Consider the following 16,144-nt stretch of genomic DNA (forward strand, 5'->3'; position numbering starts at 1 on the left):
GTTTTGAATCAAGGGATTAATAGATCCACTTGAAGTTATATTGTTTCTCTGGGACTTTCATGCGGTCGGCCAGGCGCAATAAGCGATCTGGTAGGCGCATGAGATAGTCGCGAGCTTTCTCACCTTGTTCATTCAATCCAGAAACTTGGTCGATTTTCCAATCATTGATCAATTCTTTTAGGATATCTACATAGTCAACGGCCGTATACACGCCTAATCGTTGAGCAGCATCCGAGAAATGGGCGAACGCTCCACCTTGAGGTTCTCCAGATTCTCTCAGGAAGTGCGCCGGCATGACGATCTTTTTCTTCATCATGTCTTCAAATGCAATCATGACCTCACTAGGGTCTACTGCCATGGCATGAGAGATAAAGGACATATATGCTTTTGCGTGTCTCGCTTCATCCGAAGCAATAACACCACACATTTTTGCCAGCAATTTATCACCGCTTTTCTTAGAAAGGGCAGCAACACGTCTATGGGAAACATTGGTCGCTAATTCCTGAAATGAAGTATAGATAAAGTTTCTATAAGGATCGGCACCTGTACCGATGTCGAAACCATCCTTTATCAGATATTGAACGGAGATCTCAAACTGTTTCATGTCAATCCTGCCCGACAGGTAAAGGTATTTGTTCAGCAAATCCCCGTGTCTGTTTTCTTCCGCAGTCCATGCACGAACCCATTTCATCCAGCCACCTTGTTCGTTTTTGTTTACATCGTCCACCATGGTCAACCAAGACTCATAAGTAGGTAGGGCTTCTTCGGTCACGGTGTCGCCAATCAGCACTGCTACTAAGTCGTAAGGTAATTCCTTCGCGCTTTCCTGTAAATCACGGACTTCCTCAAAAAAAGTGTCTCTTGCAGAATCAGGCAGAAAATCTGCTGGTTGCCACATATCCTCAACAGGTTTTAGGTACTCGGCCATTTCATTGAGCATGAAGGGTTCCAAGTAGGTCATTACCTCTTTTCTTGAGCCTTCTGGTATGTTTAAAGGTAGTTCTTGCATAATTATAACAAAGGTAGTCAATCTGCTCTTAATAATAATTTAATATTTTATTATTTCAAACCGCAATATGGATTATTACTTATAAATAACTTTATTGATGCCCGATATGTTTTATTATATCTTAACTTTGTGTGTTAATTAAAAAGAGTTAGAATTGAATACATTAGACATCAAAGCGATAAGAGAAGATTTCCCGATTTTGAAACGTGAGGTAAACGGGAAGCCTTTGGTCTATTTAGATAATGGTGCAACAACACAGAAGCCTAAAGCGGTGATTGATGCCATCCTAAACTATTATACCGATATGAACAGCAATGTTCATCGTGGGGTTCATTACCTAAGTCAGATTTCCACGGATGCCTTTGAGGTAACCCGTAGAAAGGTTCAGGAGTTCATTCATGCAAAGCATGACTATGAAATCATTATTACCAAAGGAACAACAGATAGCATTAATTTAGTGGCGACCTGTTTTGGACAGGAGTTTATTTCCGCAGGGGATGAGGTCCTAATTTCGGCCATGGAGCACCATTCTAATATTGTGCCTTGGCAGATGATCTGCGAAGCGAAGGGTGCTTCCTTGAAGGTAATCCCGATGACAGAAGCTGGTGAATTGGATATGGATGCTTATAAATCTTTATTAAGCCCCAAAACCAAGATTGTTTCTGTGAATTATGTCTCGAATGCATTGGGCACGATCAATCCAATCAAGGAAATCATTGATTTGGCGCATGCTCAAAATACACCGGTGCTGATTGATGCTGCGCAGGCTGTTCAACATATAAAAATTGATGTTCAGGAACTGGACGTTGATTTCTTGGTGTTCTCAGGACATAAGATGTACGGCCCAACAGGTGTTGGAGTATTGTACGGTAAGGAAGAATGGTTGAATAAGTTGCCTCCATATCAAGGGGGCGGTGATATGATCAAAGATGTGACCTTTGAGAAAACCACGTACAATGAACTTCCCTTTAAGTTTGAAGCCGGTACACCTAATATTGAAGCCGGAATTGCCTTAAATGCTGCCATTGATTATATCAACCATTTGGGATTGGATAATATCAAGAAGTATGAGGATGAATTGTTGGCCTACGCTACGGAAAGATTGAGTGAAGTAGAAGGAATCCGTTTTATCGGTACAGCAAAAGAGAAATCTTCCGTGATTTCCTTTGTTGTTGATGGTACCCACCCTTATGACATCGGCGTGCTGTTGGATAAATTGGGAATTGCGGTTCGTACGGGACATCACTGTGCTCAACCCGTGATGGAGCAGTTCCATATTCCGGGAACAGTAAGGGCAAGCTTAGCAGTTTATAACACAAAAGAAGAAATCGACGCATTGGTGGCAGGAGTGAAACGTGCCGTTGCCATGTTAGTATAAAAGATTATGACAATTAATGCAATACAGGATGAATTGATTGAGGATTTTTCCTTTTATCAAGATTGGATGGAGAAATATGAACTCATCATCCAATTAGGGAAGGAATTACCATTGATTGATGAATCGAATAGACAAGATCAATATATCATCAAAGGATGCCAATCTAAAGTTTGGTTGGTCCCTGAGTTGAAAGATGATGGAAAATTATATTTTACGGCTGATTCTGATGCGGTCATCACTAAAGGTTTGGTCAGTCTCATGGTAAAAGTACTATCTGGGCATAGTCCAAAGGAAATTGCGGATGCCGACCTTTATTTTATCGATCAGATAGGTTTAAAGGAGCATCTTTCGCCGACTCGGGCAAATGGATTGCTTTCCATGGTCAAACAGATGAAATTATATGGTTTGGCTCTACAGGCTAAAGCATCATAAAGATTAGAAGCTACCCTTGGGTAGCTTTTTCATTTTTAGTTTGATGGTTTATATTCTTCGAAGCGGTTTTTGATATAGGCACGGAGTTCGTAATCTGACATTTTAGAAAACTCTTCATAGCTTGGTCTATAGGTGTTTTGGAAGATAGTGGCCTGATCGCCTTTCAGACCGGTCATTTCTTCGATCAATTCCTTCGAGAATGTCATGTCGATATATTGTATGCTATACTCATCGGCTTCCAATTGTTCTTCTAAAGGGATTTTGACTTTGCTCTTAAATAGCATTCTCTTGACTGCTAGCAAATCTACGGTAAACAACCTTGCCGTACTTCCATTTGCCAAGAATCCTCTTGGATTGCCTGACATATCTGCTCTACCTAGGACAACCTGTCGATATTTTGGCGTTTTTGGGATGCCCAGGTCGATTTTGATTTGAGTGGAATCGTTTTTCTCTGTTTTTCCTTCAACCTTTACTTCTTCAATGGCAATATAACTCGGTTTTAAGGTAATGATGGATAAATCTTTTTGGGGTTGATCCAAATAAAGGTTTATCTTCAGTACCTGATAACCTTGCTGATAGAAAAACAGGCTATCCTGCTTCATAACCTTTATGGAGAACTTTCCTTGCAGATCGCTAAAAGTTTCTGCAATACTGCTTTTTACTTTGGCCTTGACCAATATTCTTCCGGTCTCCGAATCTCGAAGGATACCAGAAACGGTCTGAGCTTGGGAAAGTGTTCCAGAAATGATCAAGAGAAAAAGTAAAAGGATTCTCATCTAGGTATGTTTTATACCTAAAAATAAAAAGTAAAACGTTAGTTTTTAGATTATTAACTTAATTTAACTCAAACTGAATTTTATACCCTGATAAACTTTGAACTGATCTTTTTGCCAAAGAAAATTTCCGCCTTCTGATTGAAATCATTGGGGTCATCCGTGGTAAAGAACTGCAAGGATTGGAATTTTGAGCAAATCTCTTCTACTTCAGGATGTCTCTTTAAGTAATCAACCAAGCTTTCTGCGACCAATTTACCTTGCGAAATAATATTGATGCCTTTTGGTGTGTATTTTTCGATCAAGGGTAATAGCAATGGGTAGTGTGTACAGGCTAATAAGATGGTGTCCATCTCCGGTGACGTGGCAAGCAATTGTTGGATATCTTGTTGGACAAAGAAATTTGCGCCCTCACTTTCTAGCTCATTGTTTTCCACCAAAGGGACCCAAAAAGGACAGGCATGCTGGAATACCTCGATCTGCGGGTGGAATTTATTGATCTCAAGAACATATGACTTAGAATTTACCGTTCCTTGGGTCGCCAAAATACCAACCTTATTGCTTTTAGTAAATTGGTCGACAACCTCAGAAGTCGGTCGGATTACGCCCAATACTTTTTTGCCCTCGGGAAGGTCATGCTGTTGAATGGTCCTTAATGCCTTGGCAGATGCGGTATTGCAAGCCAGGATAACCAGGTTACAGCCCAGTTCGAATAATTTGAAAACACATTCTTTAGTATACTCATATACAGTCTCAAACGATCGAGTGCCATAGGGAACACGAGCATTGTCTCCTAAATAGATGTAATCGTAATCTGGAAGATGCTTATAGATCTCTTTGAAAACCGTAAGGCCACCATATCCAGAATCAAATATGCCAATAGGACCGGGACTGTTTTTTGCAGACATGAACAATGTGCTTTCTTAAAAATTGATACAAAGGTTGCAGATTCTGTTTTCAAATGCAAATGATTGCAAAAATTGTTTCGTATAAAGTTTTGTGTGGGTGCAGTGAATCTGAAAAAAAACACATCTCAGTTTTAGTTTTTTCGTTAATCCTACAGAACTTCCCTACTAATTTTAACTCAATATTAAATTTTCAGATTTATTTTAACCATCTGAAATAAAATTAGTCAATTTGTAGTAAGAAACTTGAGGAATTTTAAGATATTTGACGCCTTTAGTACACTTTAGCTATTCCATTCATTTGTAATGAAAAAAAACATATTAACCTTAATTGCTTTTATAGCATTGCTAGCTGCATGCTCAAAGATTGAGATTAAACCTGAACCAGAGCCAGAACCACCTGTAGAATACCCGAAAATTACCATTAATGCAAAAAAGACGGACCTTAGTCTTTTCGAAAAGGTAGATGCTTTTCTGGGATTGGAAGGCGAGAAAGAAGAGCTCCATGGTATTGGTTTTGGTTTGACGGGAATATTCGATTCTATCCATTGGGAAATCCCAAACATGTTTTTCGATTCCAGATCTTCATCCTCTTTGCTAGTTAAAGAAGGTTTTGCGTTTGCATCACCAGGAACCTACACCCTTTATTTATCAGCATTTATGAACAATGTTGTAGTAAGGAGAGATTCGGTAGAATTTCATGTGAAAAACACAAAAGACTTCTTAGGAATAAACTGGAAGGATGGCAAGGATGAAGAATTTAATAGTTCATTCAAAACTTACAGTTCAATCAATAATATTATTATTGATTTTTTAGTACTAAAAAGTTATAACACAGGGGATAAACCTTTTGCTAGACTAACACCATCTTTTATCAGAGTCCCGTTGAATAGATATTCAGAATTATCCTACAACGCATTAACAAATTGTATCAATACGACTTTTGGAGAAAGTCAATTTAATTATAGTGGGGATGTTAAAAAATCTAATCTCATAGAAAAATACAATGAGCTTTTTAAAAATCCCTTGACAGAAAATTATTATCCAGTGAAAATCTGGCAAACGACAAAGAATAACATTGTTTTATTGGCTTATCCAGTTGAGGATCCCCTAAATCCTGTAAAAACGTATTATCATGTAATGGCAGAACCCAGGATTTAATAGTTCTGCTGAATGGATTAAAAAAAGCCATCAAAACAAAGAAGTTTTGATGGCTTTTATTTTGTTAATCTTTTAAAAGCTCCGGTTAATCTTGATACGGTTAAATGCACATCTCAGTTTTAGTTTTTTCGTTAATCCTACAGAGGGTTCCTGCTAATGTTAACTCAATATTAAATTTTCAGATTTATTTAAACCAATCGAAATAAATTTGGTCATTTTGTTAGTGAGATACATTATTAATAATATCGGTATTTGACTGTATAAGTACTTTTTAACTATTCCATTTATTTGTTATGAAAAAAATCACATTGGCCTTAATTGCCGTAGTAGCTTTGTTAGCTGCATGTACAAAGAGTGAGATTACACCTGATCCGAAGCCAGAGCCTGAGCCAGAGCCAAAACCAGCGGTAGAATATCCGAAAATTACTATTAATGCAAATAAGTCGGATCTGAGTCTTTTCGAAAACGTGGATGCTTTTTTGGGATTAGAAGGAGAAAAAGCTGATCCTTTTGATATTGGTATTACATATATGGGAGTATTTGATTCTGTTCATTGGGAAATTCCAAAGATGTATTTTGAATCAAAAACTAAATCTTCAGTTACTGTAAAGGTTGGCTTTGCATTCTCCATACCAGGGACTTATACCCTTTATTTATCCGCCTTTAAGGACAACGCTGTTGTAAGAAGGGATTCGGTAGAATTTCATGTCAAAAACACAAAAGACTTCTTAGGAATAAACTGGAAGGATGGCAAGGATATAGAGTTTTACAGTTCAAACAATACTTTTAGTAAAGAGTATTTTAATCTAAAAAGTAACATTACTGGAGATAAACCATTTGCTAGGCTAGAATTTGGTTTGGGCAGAGGTACATTGGGAAATGAATATTCAGAAATATCATTCAATGCATTAACAAGATGTATCAATACGAATTTTGGTGAAAGTCAATTTAGTTACACCGGAGATGTTAAAAAAACTAATCTCTTTGGAAAATACAAAGAGCTTTTTAAAAATCCATTGGATGAAAAATATTATCCAATAAAAATCTGGCAGACGGCAAAAAATAACATCGTTTTATTGGCCCAACCAGCACAGGATCCAATTAATTCTTCAGAAACGTATTACCTTGTCATGGCCGAGCCTAGAAGTTAATAAACATGATAGAAATAAAAAAGCCCTCAAAACTTCATTGGTTTGAGGGCTTTATGTTGTTAAGCTTTTAATAGCTCTGGTTTTTCTTTATAAAGTTTCCACATCAATTCTCCGAATAAGGTATTGGTCCATGCGAACCAGTGACGGGTGAATTTTTTTGGATCATCCTTATGGAAAGATTCATGCATAAAGCCTGTTCCGCCATGTGTTTTCTTTAAGGTTTGTACACACTGTCTTATTTCCTCATCATTGGTAGAGGTATTTGCGCGCATAATGATTGACATCGGCCAAATCATATCGCGGCCGATATGTGGACCACCGATGCCTTCTGCAAATTTTCCCTTAAAGAAGAATGGGTTTTTATCCGAAAGGATAAAGTTTCTTGTTCTCTGGTAAACCTCGTCATTGACATCCACCGCACCTAGATATGGAAGGGCTAATAGGCTAGGTACATTGGCATCGTCCATCATCAGGTAACTTCCAAATCCATCCACCTCAAATGCATAAACTCGGCCATGTGTTGGATGGTCAATGATACCATATTGGTTGACAGCTGTTTCAACCTCATTGGCAAGTGCTTCCATTTCTGAAGCGAGTGCCGTATTGTTTTTAACTTTTCTAAGGATTTCTGCAGATTGACGAAGGCTGACAATGGCAAAAAGATTTGATGGGATCAAGAATCCGAAAATGCTACAGTCATCGGAAGGACGGAAACTGGAAACGATCAATCCCACTGGATTCACAGGGTATCCATATCCATCCACCTGTAGGGTGTCTGAACCTCTAGATGTTGTTCTTTCAAACTTATAAGGTCCTACACCATTTTTACGTTGTTGCTCTTTGAAGGTCCTCACGGTAGCTTCTTGCGATTTTACCCAAGTATCATCAAATGGCGTATTATCATTTGTTTCTTTCCAATAGCGGTAAGCCAGGCGGATAGGATAACAAAGGGAGTCAATTTCCCATTTACGCTCATGCATTCCCGGTTTCATGTCGGTGTGATCCGTAAACCATTCTCCTTTTTTGGTCGGATCATTGTAAAATGCATTGGCATAAGGATCAATATTGATACATTCAGATTGTTTGTTGATCAATCCAAGGATCATGTTTTTGAGGTCTTTGTCCTTGTTGACAAACTGAATGTACGGCCAAACCTGTGCACTACTGTCGCGAAGCCACATGGCATCGATGTCGCCCGTAATGACATAGGTTAATTTTCTATCGCCTTTGGATTCATCATATACCGTGGTATCCAAGGTATTTGGAAGGCAGTTGTTGAACATCCAACCAAGTTCTTTATCGGCTACATTTTTCTGGAATTCCTTGATCATGCCTTCCACCAACTTACTGCTGAAATGACGTTTGTCTACCGGCGTACGGACTACTGGGAAATCATTGATCCCCTCGGCAAAAGAGAACTTGCTAGCGAGCATTCCGGCGCCCAATAAGGCAGAATTTTGAAGAAAAGTTCTACGTTTCATATTTTTAATAGAATAGTTTTACAATTAATTAGGTAGCAATATACAAATTGTACTTGATTTTACCTTGGATAGACTAAACGTTTTAGCGTTTAATATGAGCAAAAATAAGTTTAGCTCAATTAATAAAAGTACCTTTGGGAGTTTTTAGGAATAAAATTTGATAGTATAGCCCAAACATCTCGACTAATAATTTATGAAACATACTTTATCTTATGCAATAGCCGGACTGCTCAGCCTAAGTGCCTTTGGCCAATTGCATGCGCAAGTCAAAAATCAGCCTTACTCTTACCAGCATTATCAAAAGTATGATGAGGAGTTGTATTCTCCGAATACGCGTTATCATACTTCTTCAAAACCCTATTTGTTTAAAGGGCGATTGTTAGAGAAGATGGATTCCATTCAATCATTGAATCCGGTGGATTCAGATAACTGGTTTATGCGCAAGATCTTCAATGAACACCTTGTTCAGGTTGAAAAAGAAGACCATTCCTTTTATTTGGATGTTTTACCAGACTTTGTCATCGGTACAGAAATGATTGATCCTGATAAAAGGACCACTTGGCTAAATACCCGTGGGGTTCAAGCGGGTGTTACTATAAAGGATAAATTTACTTTTTACGGTAACTTCTTCGAGAATCAAGGTGTATTCCCAAGATATATCGATGAGTATATCATGCAATCGAAGGTTGTTCCTGGACAGGCAATGGCCAAGAGACCTTTCAACAAGACCAAGGACTGGATGTATGCTACAGCGAACCTAACTTACGATTTCAGTGACTATTTCAAAGCGACCTTGGCCTATGATAAGAATTTTATAGGTGATGGGTATAGATCTGTTCTATTGTCAGATTTTTCAGCAAATATGGCGCATTTGAAACTGACCGGTAAGGTTGGTAATGTGCAATATACTTCCATTTGGGCATATATGACCGATCCAAATAATCCAAGGATTGATTCCCTGAATTCAGGTGGTCGTTTTGGTGATGGTATCAAATGGGGTGCATTCCAGTATTTAGATTGGAATGTGACCAATAGGTTGTCCTTAGGATTCTTCCAATCCGTTATTTGGGCCAACCGTAATCAAGCTGGACATAGAGGTTTTGACTTCAATTACCTAAATCCTGTACTGTTCCTAAGACCGGTGGAAAATAATAATATTTCTTCCCCAGATAAGATGTTCTTGGGATTGAATGCCAAGTATAAGATCCTTGATAACTTGACTGCTTACGGTCAGTTTCTCTTAGGTGAATTTACTGCGAAGGAATTCTTCTCTAATAACGGATATCAGCATAATAAATGGGGTATGCAATTGGGAGCAAAAGCCTTTAATATTTTTGGTGTAAGAAACTTAAATATTTTGGCAGAATATAATGCGGTTCGTCCATATACCTATCAGCACTTTGTTTCGATCTCTAACTATAGTAACCGTGGGGAACCTTTGGCGCATCCTAGAGGAGCGAACTTTAGGGAGTTGATCGGTATTGCAAACTATTCTTGGAATCGTTTTGATTTTTCTGTTCAAGGGATGTACAGTCGTTATGGGACCGATCCGATGGGACAATTGGGACAGTTTATCAACTATGGTGGAGATATCTTCCAATCGTACAATACTGCACCTAATACCTATGGAAACAAAATCGGCCAAGGTGTTCAAAACGATCTTTACTACGCGGATTTAAAAGCTGCCTATGTCTTGAACCCGAAATATAATTTGAGGTTTGAAGTGGGCTATACGCAGCGTTATAATAAGATCGAAAAAGCTCCGACCCAGAAATCTGGTGTAATTACAGTGGGATTACGTTCAAGTTTCCGTAATCTTTATGGAGATCTTTAGGATTATAGTATCTTTATCGAATAAACGCAAATAATGAAGAAGATATTAATCCTAAATGGGCCTAATTTGAATCTACTTGGTGTTCGAGAGAAGGGGATCTATGGAGACCAATCCTTTGAAACCTATTTTGAACAACTGAAAGATAAATATGCGGTTTTGGACCTGCATTATTTTCAGAGTAATTCTGAGGGAGCAATTATCGATAAACTCCATGAAGTTGGCTTTTCATTTGATGGGGTAATATTGAATGCCGGTGCTTATACCCATACTTCAGTAGCCATAGCAGATGCAATCGCTGCGATCAATACGCCTGTTGTGGAGGTTCATATCTCCAATGTTCACCAACGTGAGAAATTCAGACATCATTCTTACCTGTCCAAAAATTGCAAAGGTGTAATATTAGGCTTCGGATTGGATAGTTATCGATTGGGATTAGAAAGCTTTTTGAACGGATAAGTTCATGAACATAAAACAAATAGCGGGGAACCATAAGTTCCCCGCTATTTGTTTTATGTTATTTTTTTGATTAAGATTCTGTTGTTGGAACCCTTTTTTTGACGATAAGGTGTAGTATCAGGGACAAAATTCCTCCAGAGCACATCACCATTAGCATCGGCCATGCCGTTCCATTATGGAAGAAGCTGACCAAGGCTGAAGCAAAGGCTCCAATGGCCATCTGGATACAGCCCAATAGGGCAGATGCACTGCCGGCTAGGCTTTTGAAAGGTGTCAAAGCTACGGCTGAGGTATTCGGGAAAATAAAACCATGACCGAAAAGGAAGCAAAAAATTAGGATCAATAATACCGGAAAACTCAGGCTATTGGTCATTAATGCTATAATCATCAGTATTCCTATGAAGGCCTGCCAAGTATTCGCCATCCGGCTAATGTATTCGCTGCTGTGTTTTTTTAGGAAGTAACGGTTCAATTGGGTCGCAATGACCATCGCAGATGCTATAAAGGCAAAGGCTATGCCGTATTCTGCTTTTGTTAGCCCAAAGAATTGCTGCATCACAAAGGAGGAACCCGCTAAATAGGCATAAGTTCCGGCCGAAGCAATAGAGCCGATCAGACAATAGGAAATAAAGACCTTATTGGAAAGGACCTGCCAGAAGTTCCCCAAGATAGATTTTGGCGCTAAGGACAAACTTCGGTTTCCAGCAAAGCTTTCAGGCAACAAGAAAGCCGTAGCAACCAAAATAAATAAGGATAGCACAGCCAAGAATAAAAAGATATAATGCCAGTCAAAATGGGCCAGCATAAAGGCGCCGATGCTCGGGGCAAGGATAGGCGAGACCCCAATGACCAACATCAATAAACTGAAGACCTTGGCTGCCTCACGATTGCTGTAATAATCGGTTACCATAGCTCTTGCGCCAACCATGCCACCACAGCTTCCCAAAGCCTGTAGGAATCGAAGGATAATGAGATGATTGATGTCCTTGGTCAAGATACACAGAAGGGAAGCAAAGAAATATATAGCTAACCCGACCAATAGCGGCTTTTTGCGGCCATATTTGTCCAATAACGGTCCGTAGATCATCTGACCGAAGGCAATGCCGATAAAATAACTGGTAAGCGTCAGTTGAACTTTATCCACGGAAGTATTGAAGTCTTCAGCTATGACATCAAAAGCAGGTAAATAAAGATCAATGGAGAAAGGTCCGATTGCAGATAGTAAACCTAAAATTAGCAGCGTGACTTTTCTGTTGTTTTTTAGAGCAGATGACATTCAATAAGGATAAAAAAAGCCCTGTTCTAATGCAGGGCTATATGTTGTTAAGCTTTTTTAGTTTCTTTAGGTTTTCTGACCAACAGAAAGATTCCCAGTAAGATGAATGGAATACTTAAGATCTGTCCCATGTTCAATAGCATTCCAGCTTCGAAAGCTACTTGATCGATTTTTACATATTCAATTACGAAACGTGCTCCAAAAAGAAGGATCAAGAATATTCCAAATAATTTCCCTGGTTTTGGGTCTTTGTTTTTCTGGTACATTGCCCAAAGGATAAAAAAGATAATGACGTATGCAATGGCTTCATACATTTGTGCAGGGTGACGAGGGATCTGGTCAATGTGGGTAAATGCGACCGCCCATGGCAGGTCTGTAGGATTCCCGATCATTTCTGAATTGAAGAAGTTCCCTAGACGAATAAAAGCTCCTGCAATAGGCACTACAAGGACCAAACGGTCTGTAATCCACATGAAATTAGTTTTTGTATTTCTGGAAAACAACCATAAGGCTATCAATATACCAATGGCGCCACCATGGCTCGCCAATCCGGTAAAACCAGTTAATTCCCAACTTCCATTGATTTTCTGAAAGGGGATGAATATTTCCAGGAAATGTTCTTTGTAGTATGCCCAGTCGTAGAAGAAACAGTGACCAAGTCGAGCACCAACTAAGGTTCCAACAAAGATATAGATGGTTAATTTATCCAATAATTCTTGCGATTTTCCTTCTCTCTTAAAGATCTTGAGCATCAAGAAGTAAGATACTACAAAGGCTAACAACCAACATAGCGAATACCAGCGTACGCCAAATGATCCAATTTTAAAGATTTCTGGTTCAGGTCCCCAGGTAATAAAACTTAAAATATCTAACATATTGCAATAATGTGTCCGGTAAAGATAAGCTTTCGGATTTTATTTTTGCGAAAATTAAGGAAATACTTATTTTGCGAGAATTAATACTTCACTATGGCAAAAAAATCAGCAAAAGTAGAAGAAAGAGCATCGGTAGTGACGGATGCTTCCTTGTCTTTTTTTGAAAAATATATCAATAATCCTTCTCCAACAGGTTTTGAATGGGGAGGACAGCGAATGTGGTTGGACTATATCAAGCCCTATGTCGATGAGACCTATATTGATAACTACGGAACTGCGGTTGGGATCATAAATCCGAAAGCAGAATACAAGGTGGTAATTGAGGCTCATGCGGATGAGATCTCTTGGTTTGTGAACTATATCTCTAAAGACGGTTTGATCTATGTCATCCGTAATGGCGGTTCTGATCATCAGATCGCTCCGTCGAAACGTGTCAATATCCATACGGACAAGGGTATTGTGAAAGCGGTTTTTGGCTGGCCAGCCATCCATACCCGTTCTGGTGAAAAAGAAGAGAGCCCGAACCTGAAGAATATTTTCTTGGACTGTGGCTGTACTTCCAAAGAGGAGGTCGAAGAACTGGGCATCCACGTTGGATGTGTGATCACCTATGAGGATGAGTTCATGATCTTGAACAACCGCTATTATGTAGGTAGGGCACTGGATAACAGAGCTGGTGGGTTTATGATTGCCGAGGTTGCCAGATTGTTGAAGGAAAACAAGAAAAAACTTCCTTTTGGATTATATGTAGTCAATTCGGTTCAGGAAGAGATTGGTCTTCGTGGAGCGGAAATGATTGCGAACTATATCAAGCCGAATGTGGCGATCGTCACGGATGTTACCCATGATACCAATACACCGATGATCAATAAGATCACCCAAGGCGATCTGGCCTGTGGGAAAGGACCTGTGGTTTCTTATGCCCCTGCAGTTCAGATTAACTTGAACAGACAGTTGATCGAGGTGGCCCAAAAGAATAATATTCCAATTCAAAGACAGGCGTCATCACGATTTACGGGAACCGATACCGATGCATTTGCATATTCAAATGGAGGTGTTCCATCTGCGTTGATTTCCTTACCTTTGCGTTATATGCACACAACTGTTGAAATGGTTCACAGAGAAGATGTGGATAATGTGATCCGATTGATCTACGAAATGGTCCTCACCATCCAAAAAGATCAGGATTTCAGAACATTTAGTAAATAAAATAAATTAGAGAAGAGAACAGACATGGAAAACCCTAATCCAAATCCGGAAGGACAAGAATTAAGCATAGAACTAACCGAAGAGATTGCAGAAGGAGTGTATTCAAATCTTGCAATTATCACCCATTCTAATACAGAGTTTGTGGTGGATTTTGTTAGGATTATGCCTGGTGTGCCTAAGGCTAAAGTTAAGTCTAGGGTTATTTTGACACCTGAACATGCAAAACAATTAATGAAAGCTTTGCAGGAGAACATCAGCCGTTTTGAAGGGCAGAATGGAACAATCCAGCCAAAGGATATGCCATATCCCCTTAACTTCGGAACTCCAAAAGGCGAAGCTTAAATTTATTTCATAAAGCTTTAAAATAGCTGCCATTGGCAGCTATTTTTGTTTGATGTTTCCTGAGAAGGTATAAAATCATGAAATGATTCCGGCCTGTTAAAATCAGTTTCTTGAAAATATTGCTGAATGTTTTGTTTTTTAATGTATTTTACTGAAATAAAAACCTGTTTTTAATCCTACACGGTTTCGCGGAAATGGAGATTGCTCTTAAATAGCTAAGATGTTCATTACGAATGGATAGTGATTTTCAGTTAAAATTTGGAATGGGTTTTGTTTTATGGATAACTTTGCCGCTTCTGGCAATTCAATCATATTAAAATGGATATTAAAGTTAGAAACCTTAGTAAAAAAGATTATAAGGATTTAAAGAATTCTATGGAAGAAGCTTACCATGGTTTGGTAGGGGATCCATGGACCAAAGAGAATATTGTTGACCTTATCGATATTTTTCCTGAAGGACAGATCGCTGTTGAGGTGGATGGAAAAGTTGTGGCATGTGCATTATCCATTATCCTGAATTCACGCAAGACCAATATTTACGATAAATATTACAGCATCATTGATGATGGTAAGTTTGATAAACACGATACAGATGGGGATACCCTATACGGTATCGAGGTATTTGTGCATCCGGATTTCCGCTCCTTGCGATTAGGAAGAAGGTTGTATGATCAGCGAAAGGAGTTATGTGAGCAGAGGAACCTGCAAAGGATCATCGCCGGTGGACGTATTCCGAATTACCATAACTATTCGGACAGTATGACCCCAAGGACCTACATTGAAAAGGTGAAAAGAAAAGAGATCTATGATCCTACTCTGACCTTCCAGCTTTCCAATGATTTCCATGTTAAGAAGATCTTAAAGAATTACCTTCCTGAGGATGCGGAATCGATGGAGGTAGCGACCTTATTGGAGTGGAACAATATTTATTATGAACCGGACGCTCCTTCGAACTCGGCAACCAAGCAAACCATCCGTTTGGGCTTGGTGCAATGGCAGATGCGCCAGTTTAAGGATATTCAGGAATTTTATGATCAGATTGAATTCTTCGTGGATACGGTGAGTGACTACAATACCGACTTCATCATGTTCCCTGAGTTTTTCAATACACCATTGATGAGCCCTTATAATGAGCTTCCAGAGCGTCTGGCCATGGAGAAATTAGCGGAACATACCAAGGAGATCGTTGAACGCATCCAGCAGTTTGCCGTTTCTTATAACGTGAATATTATTTCCGGATCTATGCCAATCATGGAGCGTGGTAAGTTGTATAACATCAGTTACCTGTGTCATCGTAACGGTAGTTTGGACCATTATAAGAAAATACATATTACACCGAATGAAATGAAGTATTATGGTTTAGTGGGCGGTTCGGAAGTGAAGGTGTTTGATACCGATTGCGGTAAAGTGGGGCTTTTGATCTGTTATGATGTTGAATTCCCGGAATTGAGCAGGATCTTGGCGGATCAAGGAATGCAGATCTTGTTTGTGCCTTTTATGACTGATACACAGAATGGTTATATCCGTGTCCGTGCATGTGCACAAGCTAGGGCTATCGAAAATGAATGTTATGTAGCGATCGCAGGGTCGGTAGGTAACTTGCCTCGTGTAAACAACATGGATATTCAGTATTCACAATCTGCGGTATTCACTCCATCAGATTTTGCCTTTCCAAACAATGCAATCAAGGCAGAAGCCACGCCAAATACCGAAATGGTCCTGATCGCTGACGTTGATCTTTACGCTCTGCGTGATCTGCATGAGTATGGAACTGTCAAGATCTTGAAGGATAGAAGAAAAGACTTATATGAAGTGAAGCTTCTGAAATAGGCTACAACATTTAAATAGCAAAGGGGCAATTT

15 protein-coding genes are annotated in these 16,144 nt (G+C 39.2%); 9 read left to right on the forward strand and 6 right to left on the reverse strand.

Annotated elements, in window-relative coordinates; all coding sequences use genetic code 11:
• Nucleotides 1-16: 16 nt before the first annotated feature.
• On the reverse strand, nt 17-1,009 hold the full coding sequence (locus ACWICE_RS12955) for an acyl-ACP desaturase (protein WP_185214157.1): 993 nt from the start codon (nt 1,007-1,009) through the stop codon (nt 17-19).
• Between the two features lie 154 nt (nt 1,010-1,163).
• Here ACWICE_RS12955 and ACWICE_RS12960 point away from each other — a divergent pair, with 154 nt between their 5' ends.
• Entirely contained in the window at nt 1,164-2,387 is a 1,224-nt protein-coding gene (locus ACWICE_RS12960; protein ID WP_454298520.1) for an aminotransferase class V-fold PLP-dependent enzyme, read from the forward strand.
• 6 nt (nt 2,388-2,393) lie between these two features.
• Nucleotides 2,394-2,819, forward strand: coding sequence for a SufE family protein (locus ACWICE_RS12965; protein ID WP_185214159.1), 426 nt, complete (start codon nt 2,394-2,396; stop codon nt 2,817-2,819).
• Between the two features lie 35 nt (nt 2,820-2,854).
• On the opposite strand, the gene ACWICE_RS12970 is transcribed toward ACWICE_RS12965, so the two are convergent.
• Both ACWICE_RS12970 and murI read right to left on the reverse strand, forming a co-directional pair.
• A complete protein-coding gene (locus tag ACWICE_RS12970) occupies nt 2,855-3,595 on the reverse strand; it encodes a peptidase associated/transthyretin-like domain-containing protein (protein ID WP_185217578.1) in 741 nt (246 codons plus the stop codon).
• Between the two features lie 80 nt (nt 3,596-3,675).
• Nucleotides 3,676-4,500, reverse strand: coding sequence for a glutamate racemase (gene murI, locus ACWICE_RS12975; RefSeq protein WP_454298521.1), 825 nt, complete (start codon nt 4,498-4,500; stop codon nt 3,676-3,678).
• Between the two features lie 303 nt (nt 4,501-4,803).
• Here murI and ACWICE_RS12980 point away from each other — a divergent pair, with 303 nt between their 5' ends.
• Both ACWICE_RS12980 and ACWICE_RS12985 read left to right on the forward strand, forming a co-directional pair.
• Complete coding sequence (locus tag ACWICE_RS12980) at nt 4,804-5,658, forward strand: hypothetical protein (protein WP_454298522.1); 855 nt, start codon at nt 4,804-4,806, stop codon at nt 5,656-5,658.
• Nucleotides 5,659-5,951: 293 nt separating this feature from the next.
• Nucleotides 5,952-6,809 (forward strand): hypothetical protein, encoded by an 858-nt coding sequence (locus ACWICE_RS12985; protein WP_454298523.1) that lies wholly within the window; start codon nt 5,952-5,954, stop codon nt 6,807-6,809.
• Between the two features lie 59 nt (nt 6,810-6,868).
• Here ACWICE_RS12985 and ACWICE_RS12990 read toward each other — a convergent pair whose 3' ends face one another.
• Entirely contained in the window at nt 6,869-8,290 is a 1,422-nt protein-coding gene (locus ACWICE_RS12990; RefSeq protein WP_454298524.1) for a glycoside hydrolase family 125 protein, read from the reverse strand.
• Between the two features lie 193 nt (nt 8,291-8,483).
• Here ACWICE_RS12990 and ACWICE_RS12995 point away from each other — a divergent pair, with 193 nt between their 5' ends.
• Both ACWICE_RS12995 and aroQ read left to right on the forward strand, forming a co-directional pair.
• Nucleotides 8,484-10,124, forward strand: a complete 1,641-nt coding sequence (locus tag ACWICE_RS12995; RefSeq protein WP_454298525.1) for a gliding motility protein RemB — start codon at nt 8,484-8,486, stop codon at nt 10,122-10,124.
• Nucleotides 10,125-10,157: 33 nt separating this feature from the next.
• Nucleotides 10,158-10,580, forward strand: coding sequence for a type II 3-dehydroquinate dehydratase (aroQ, locus tag ACWICE_RS13000; protein ID WP_254528025.1), 423 nt, complete (start codon nt 10,158-10,160; stop codon nt 10,578-10,580).
• A 70-nt stretch (nt 10,581-10,650) separates the two neighbouring features.
• On the opposite strand, the gene ACWICE_RS13005 is transcribed toward aroQ, so the two are convergent.
• Nucleotides 10,651-11,856: a multidrug effflux MFS transporter gene (locus tag ACWICE_RS13005; RefSeq protein WP_185217572.1), complete on the reverse strand. Its 1,206-nt coding sequence runs from the start codon at nt 11,854-11,856 to the stop codon at nt 10,651-10,653.
• 47 nt (nt 11,857-11,903) lie between these two features.
• The gene (gene lgt / locus ACWICE_RS13010) at nt 11,904-12,731 is read right to left on the reverse strand and encodes a prolipoprotein diacylglyceryl transferase (protein WP_185214168.1); all 828 of its coding nucleotides are present in this window, start codon (nt 12,729-12,731) and stop codon (nt 11,904-11,906) included.
• 93 nt (nt 12,732-12,824) lie between these two features.
• Here lgt and ACWICE_RS13015 point away from each other — a divergent pair, with 93 nt between their 5' ends.
• The 3 genes from ACWICE_RS13015 (at nt 12,825) to ACWICE_RS13025 (ending at nt 16,112) form a co-directional block, all read left to right on the forward strand.
• Entirely contained in the window at nt 12,825-13,940 is a 1,116-nt protein-coding gene (locus ACWICE_RS13015) for a M42 family metallopeptidase (RefSeq protein WP_185214169.1), read from the forward strand.
• 24 nt (nt 13,941-13,964) lie between these two features.
• Nucleotides 13,965-14,282: a DUF3467 domain-containing protein gene (locus ACWICE_RS13020; RefSeq protein ID WP_185214170.1), complete on the forward strand. Its 318-nt coding sequence runs from the start codon at nt 13,965-13,967 to the stop codon at nt 14,280-14,282.
• Nucleotides 14,283-14,600: 318 nt separating this feature from the next.
• Entirely contained in the window at nt 14,601-16,112 is a 1,512-nt protein-coding gene (locus ACWICE_RS13025) for a carbon-nitrogen hydrolase family protein (protein ID WP_185214171.1), read from the forward strand.
• Nucleotides 16,113-16,144: the final 32 nt, after the last annotated feature.

The organism is Sphingobacterium sp. NPDC055346 (genome assembly GCF_053645235.1).

Coding starts and splice junctions, on each gene's coding strand:
- ACWICE_RS13025 (WP_185214171.1), top strand. CDS start 14,601: ATGGATATTAAAGTTAGAAACCTTAGTAAAAAAGATTATAAGGATTTA.
- ACWICE_RS12955 (WP_185214157.1), bottom strand. CDS start 1,009: ATGCAAGAACTACCTTTAAACATACCAGAAGGCTCAAGAAAAGAGGTA.
- aroQ (WP_254528025.1), top strand. CDS start 10,158: ATGAAGAAGATATTAATCCTAAATGGGCCTAATTTGAATCTACTTGGT.
- ACWICE_RS13020 (WP_185214170.1), top strand. CDS start 13,965: ATGGAAAACCCTAATCCAAATCCGGAAGGACAAGAATTAAGCATAGAA.
- lgt (WP_185214168.1), bottom strand. CDS start 12,731: ATGTTAGATATTTTAAGTTTTATTACCTGGGGACCTGAACCAGAAATC.
- ACWICE_RS13015 (WP_185214169.1), top strand. CDS start 12,825: ATGGCAAAAAAATCAGCAAAAGTAGAAGAAAGAGCATCGGTAGTGACG.
- ACWICE_RS12970 (WP_185217578.1), bottom strand. CDS start 3,595: ATGAGAATCCTTTTACTTTTTCTCTTGATCATTTCTGGAACACTTTCC.
- ACWICE_RS12990 (WP_454298524.1), bottom strand. CDS start 8,290: ATGAAACGTAGAACTTTTCTTCAAAATTCTGCCTTATTGGGCGCCGGA.
- ACWICE_RS12965 (WP_185214159.1), top strand. CDS start 2,394: ATGACAATTAATGCAATACAGGATGAATTGATTGAGGATTTTTCCTTT.
- ACWICE_RS12980 (WP_454298522.1), top strand. CDS start 4,804: ATGAAAAAAAACATATTAACCTTAATTGCTTTTATAGCATTGCTAGCT.
- ACWICE_RS13005 (WP_185217572.1), bottom strand. CDS start 11,856: ATGTCATCTGCTCTAAAAAACAACAGAAAAGTCACGCTGCTAATTTTA.
- ACWICE_RS12995 (WP_454298525.1), top strand. CDS start 8,484: ATGAAACATACTTTATCTTATGCAATAGCCGGACTGCTCAGCCTAAGT.
- ACWICE_RS12985 (WP_454298523.1), top strand. CDS start 5,952: ATGAAAAAAATCACATTGGCCTTAATTGCCGTAGTAGCTTTGTTAGCT.
- murI (WP_454298521.1), bottom strand. CDS start 4,500: ATGTCTGCAAAAAACAGTCCCGGTCCTATTGGCATATTTGATTCTGGA.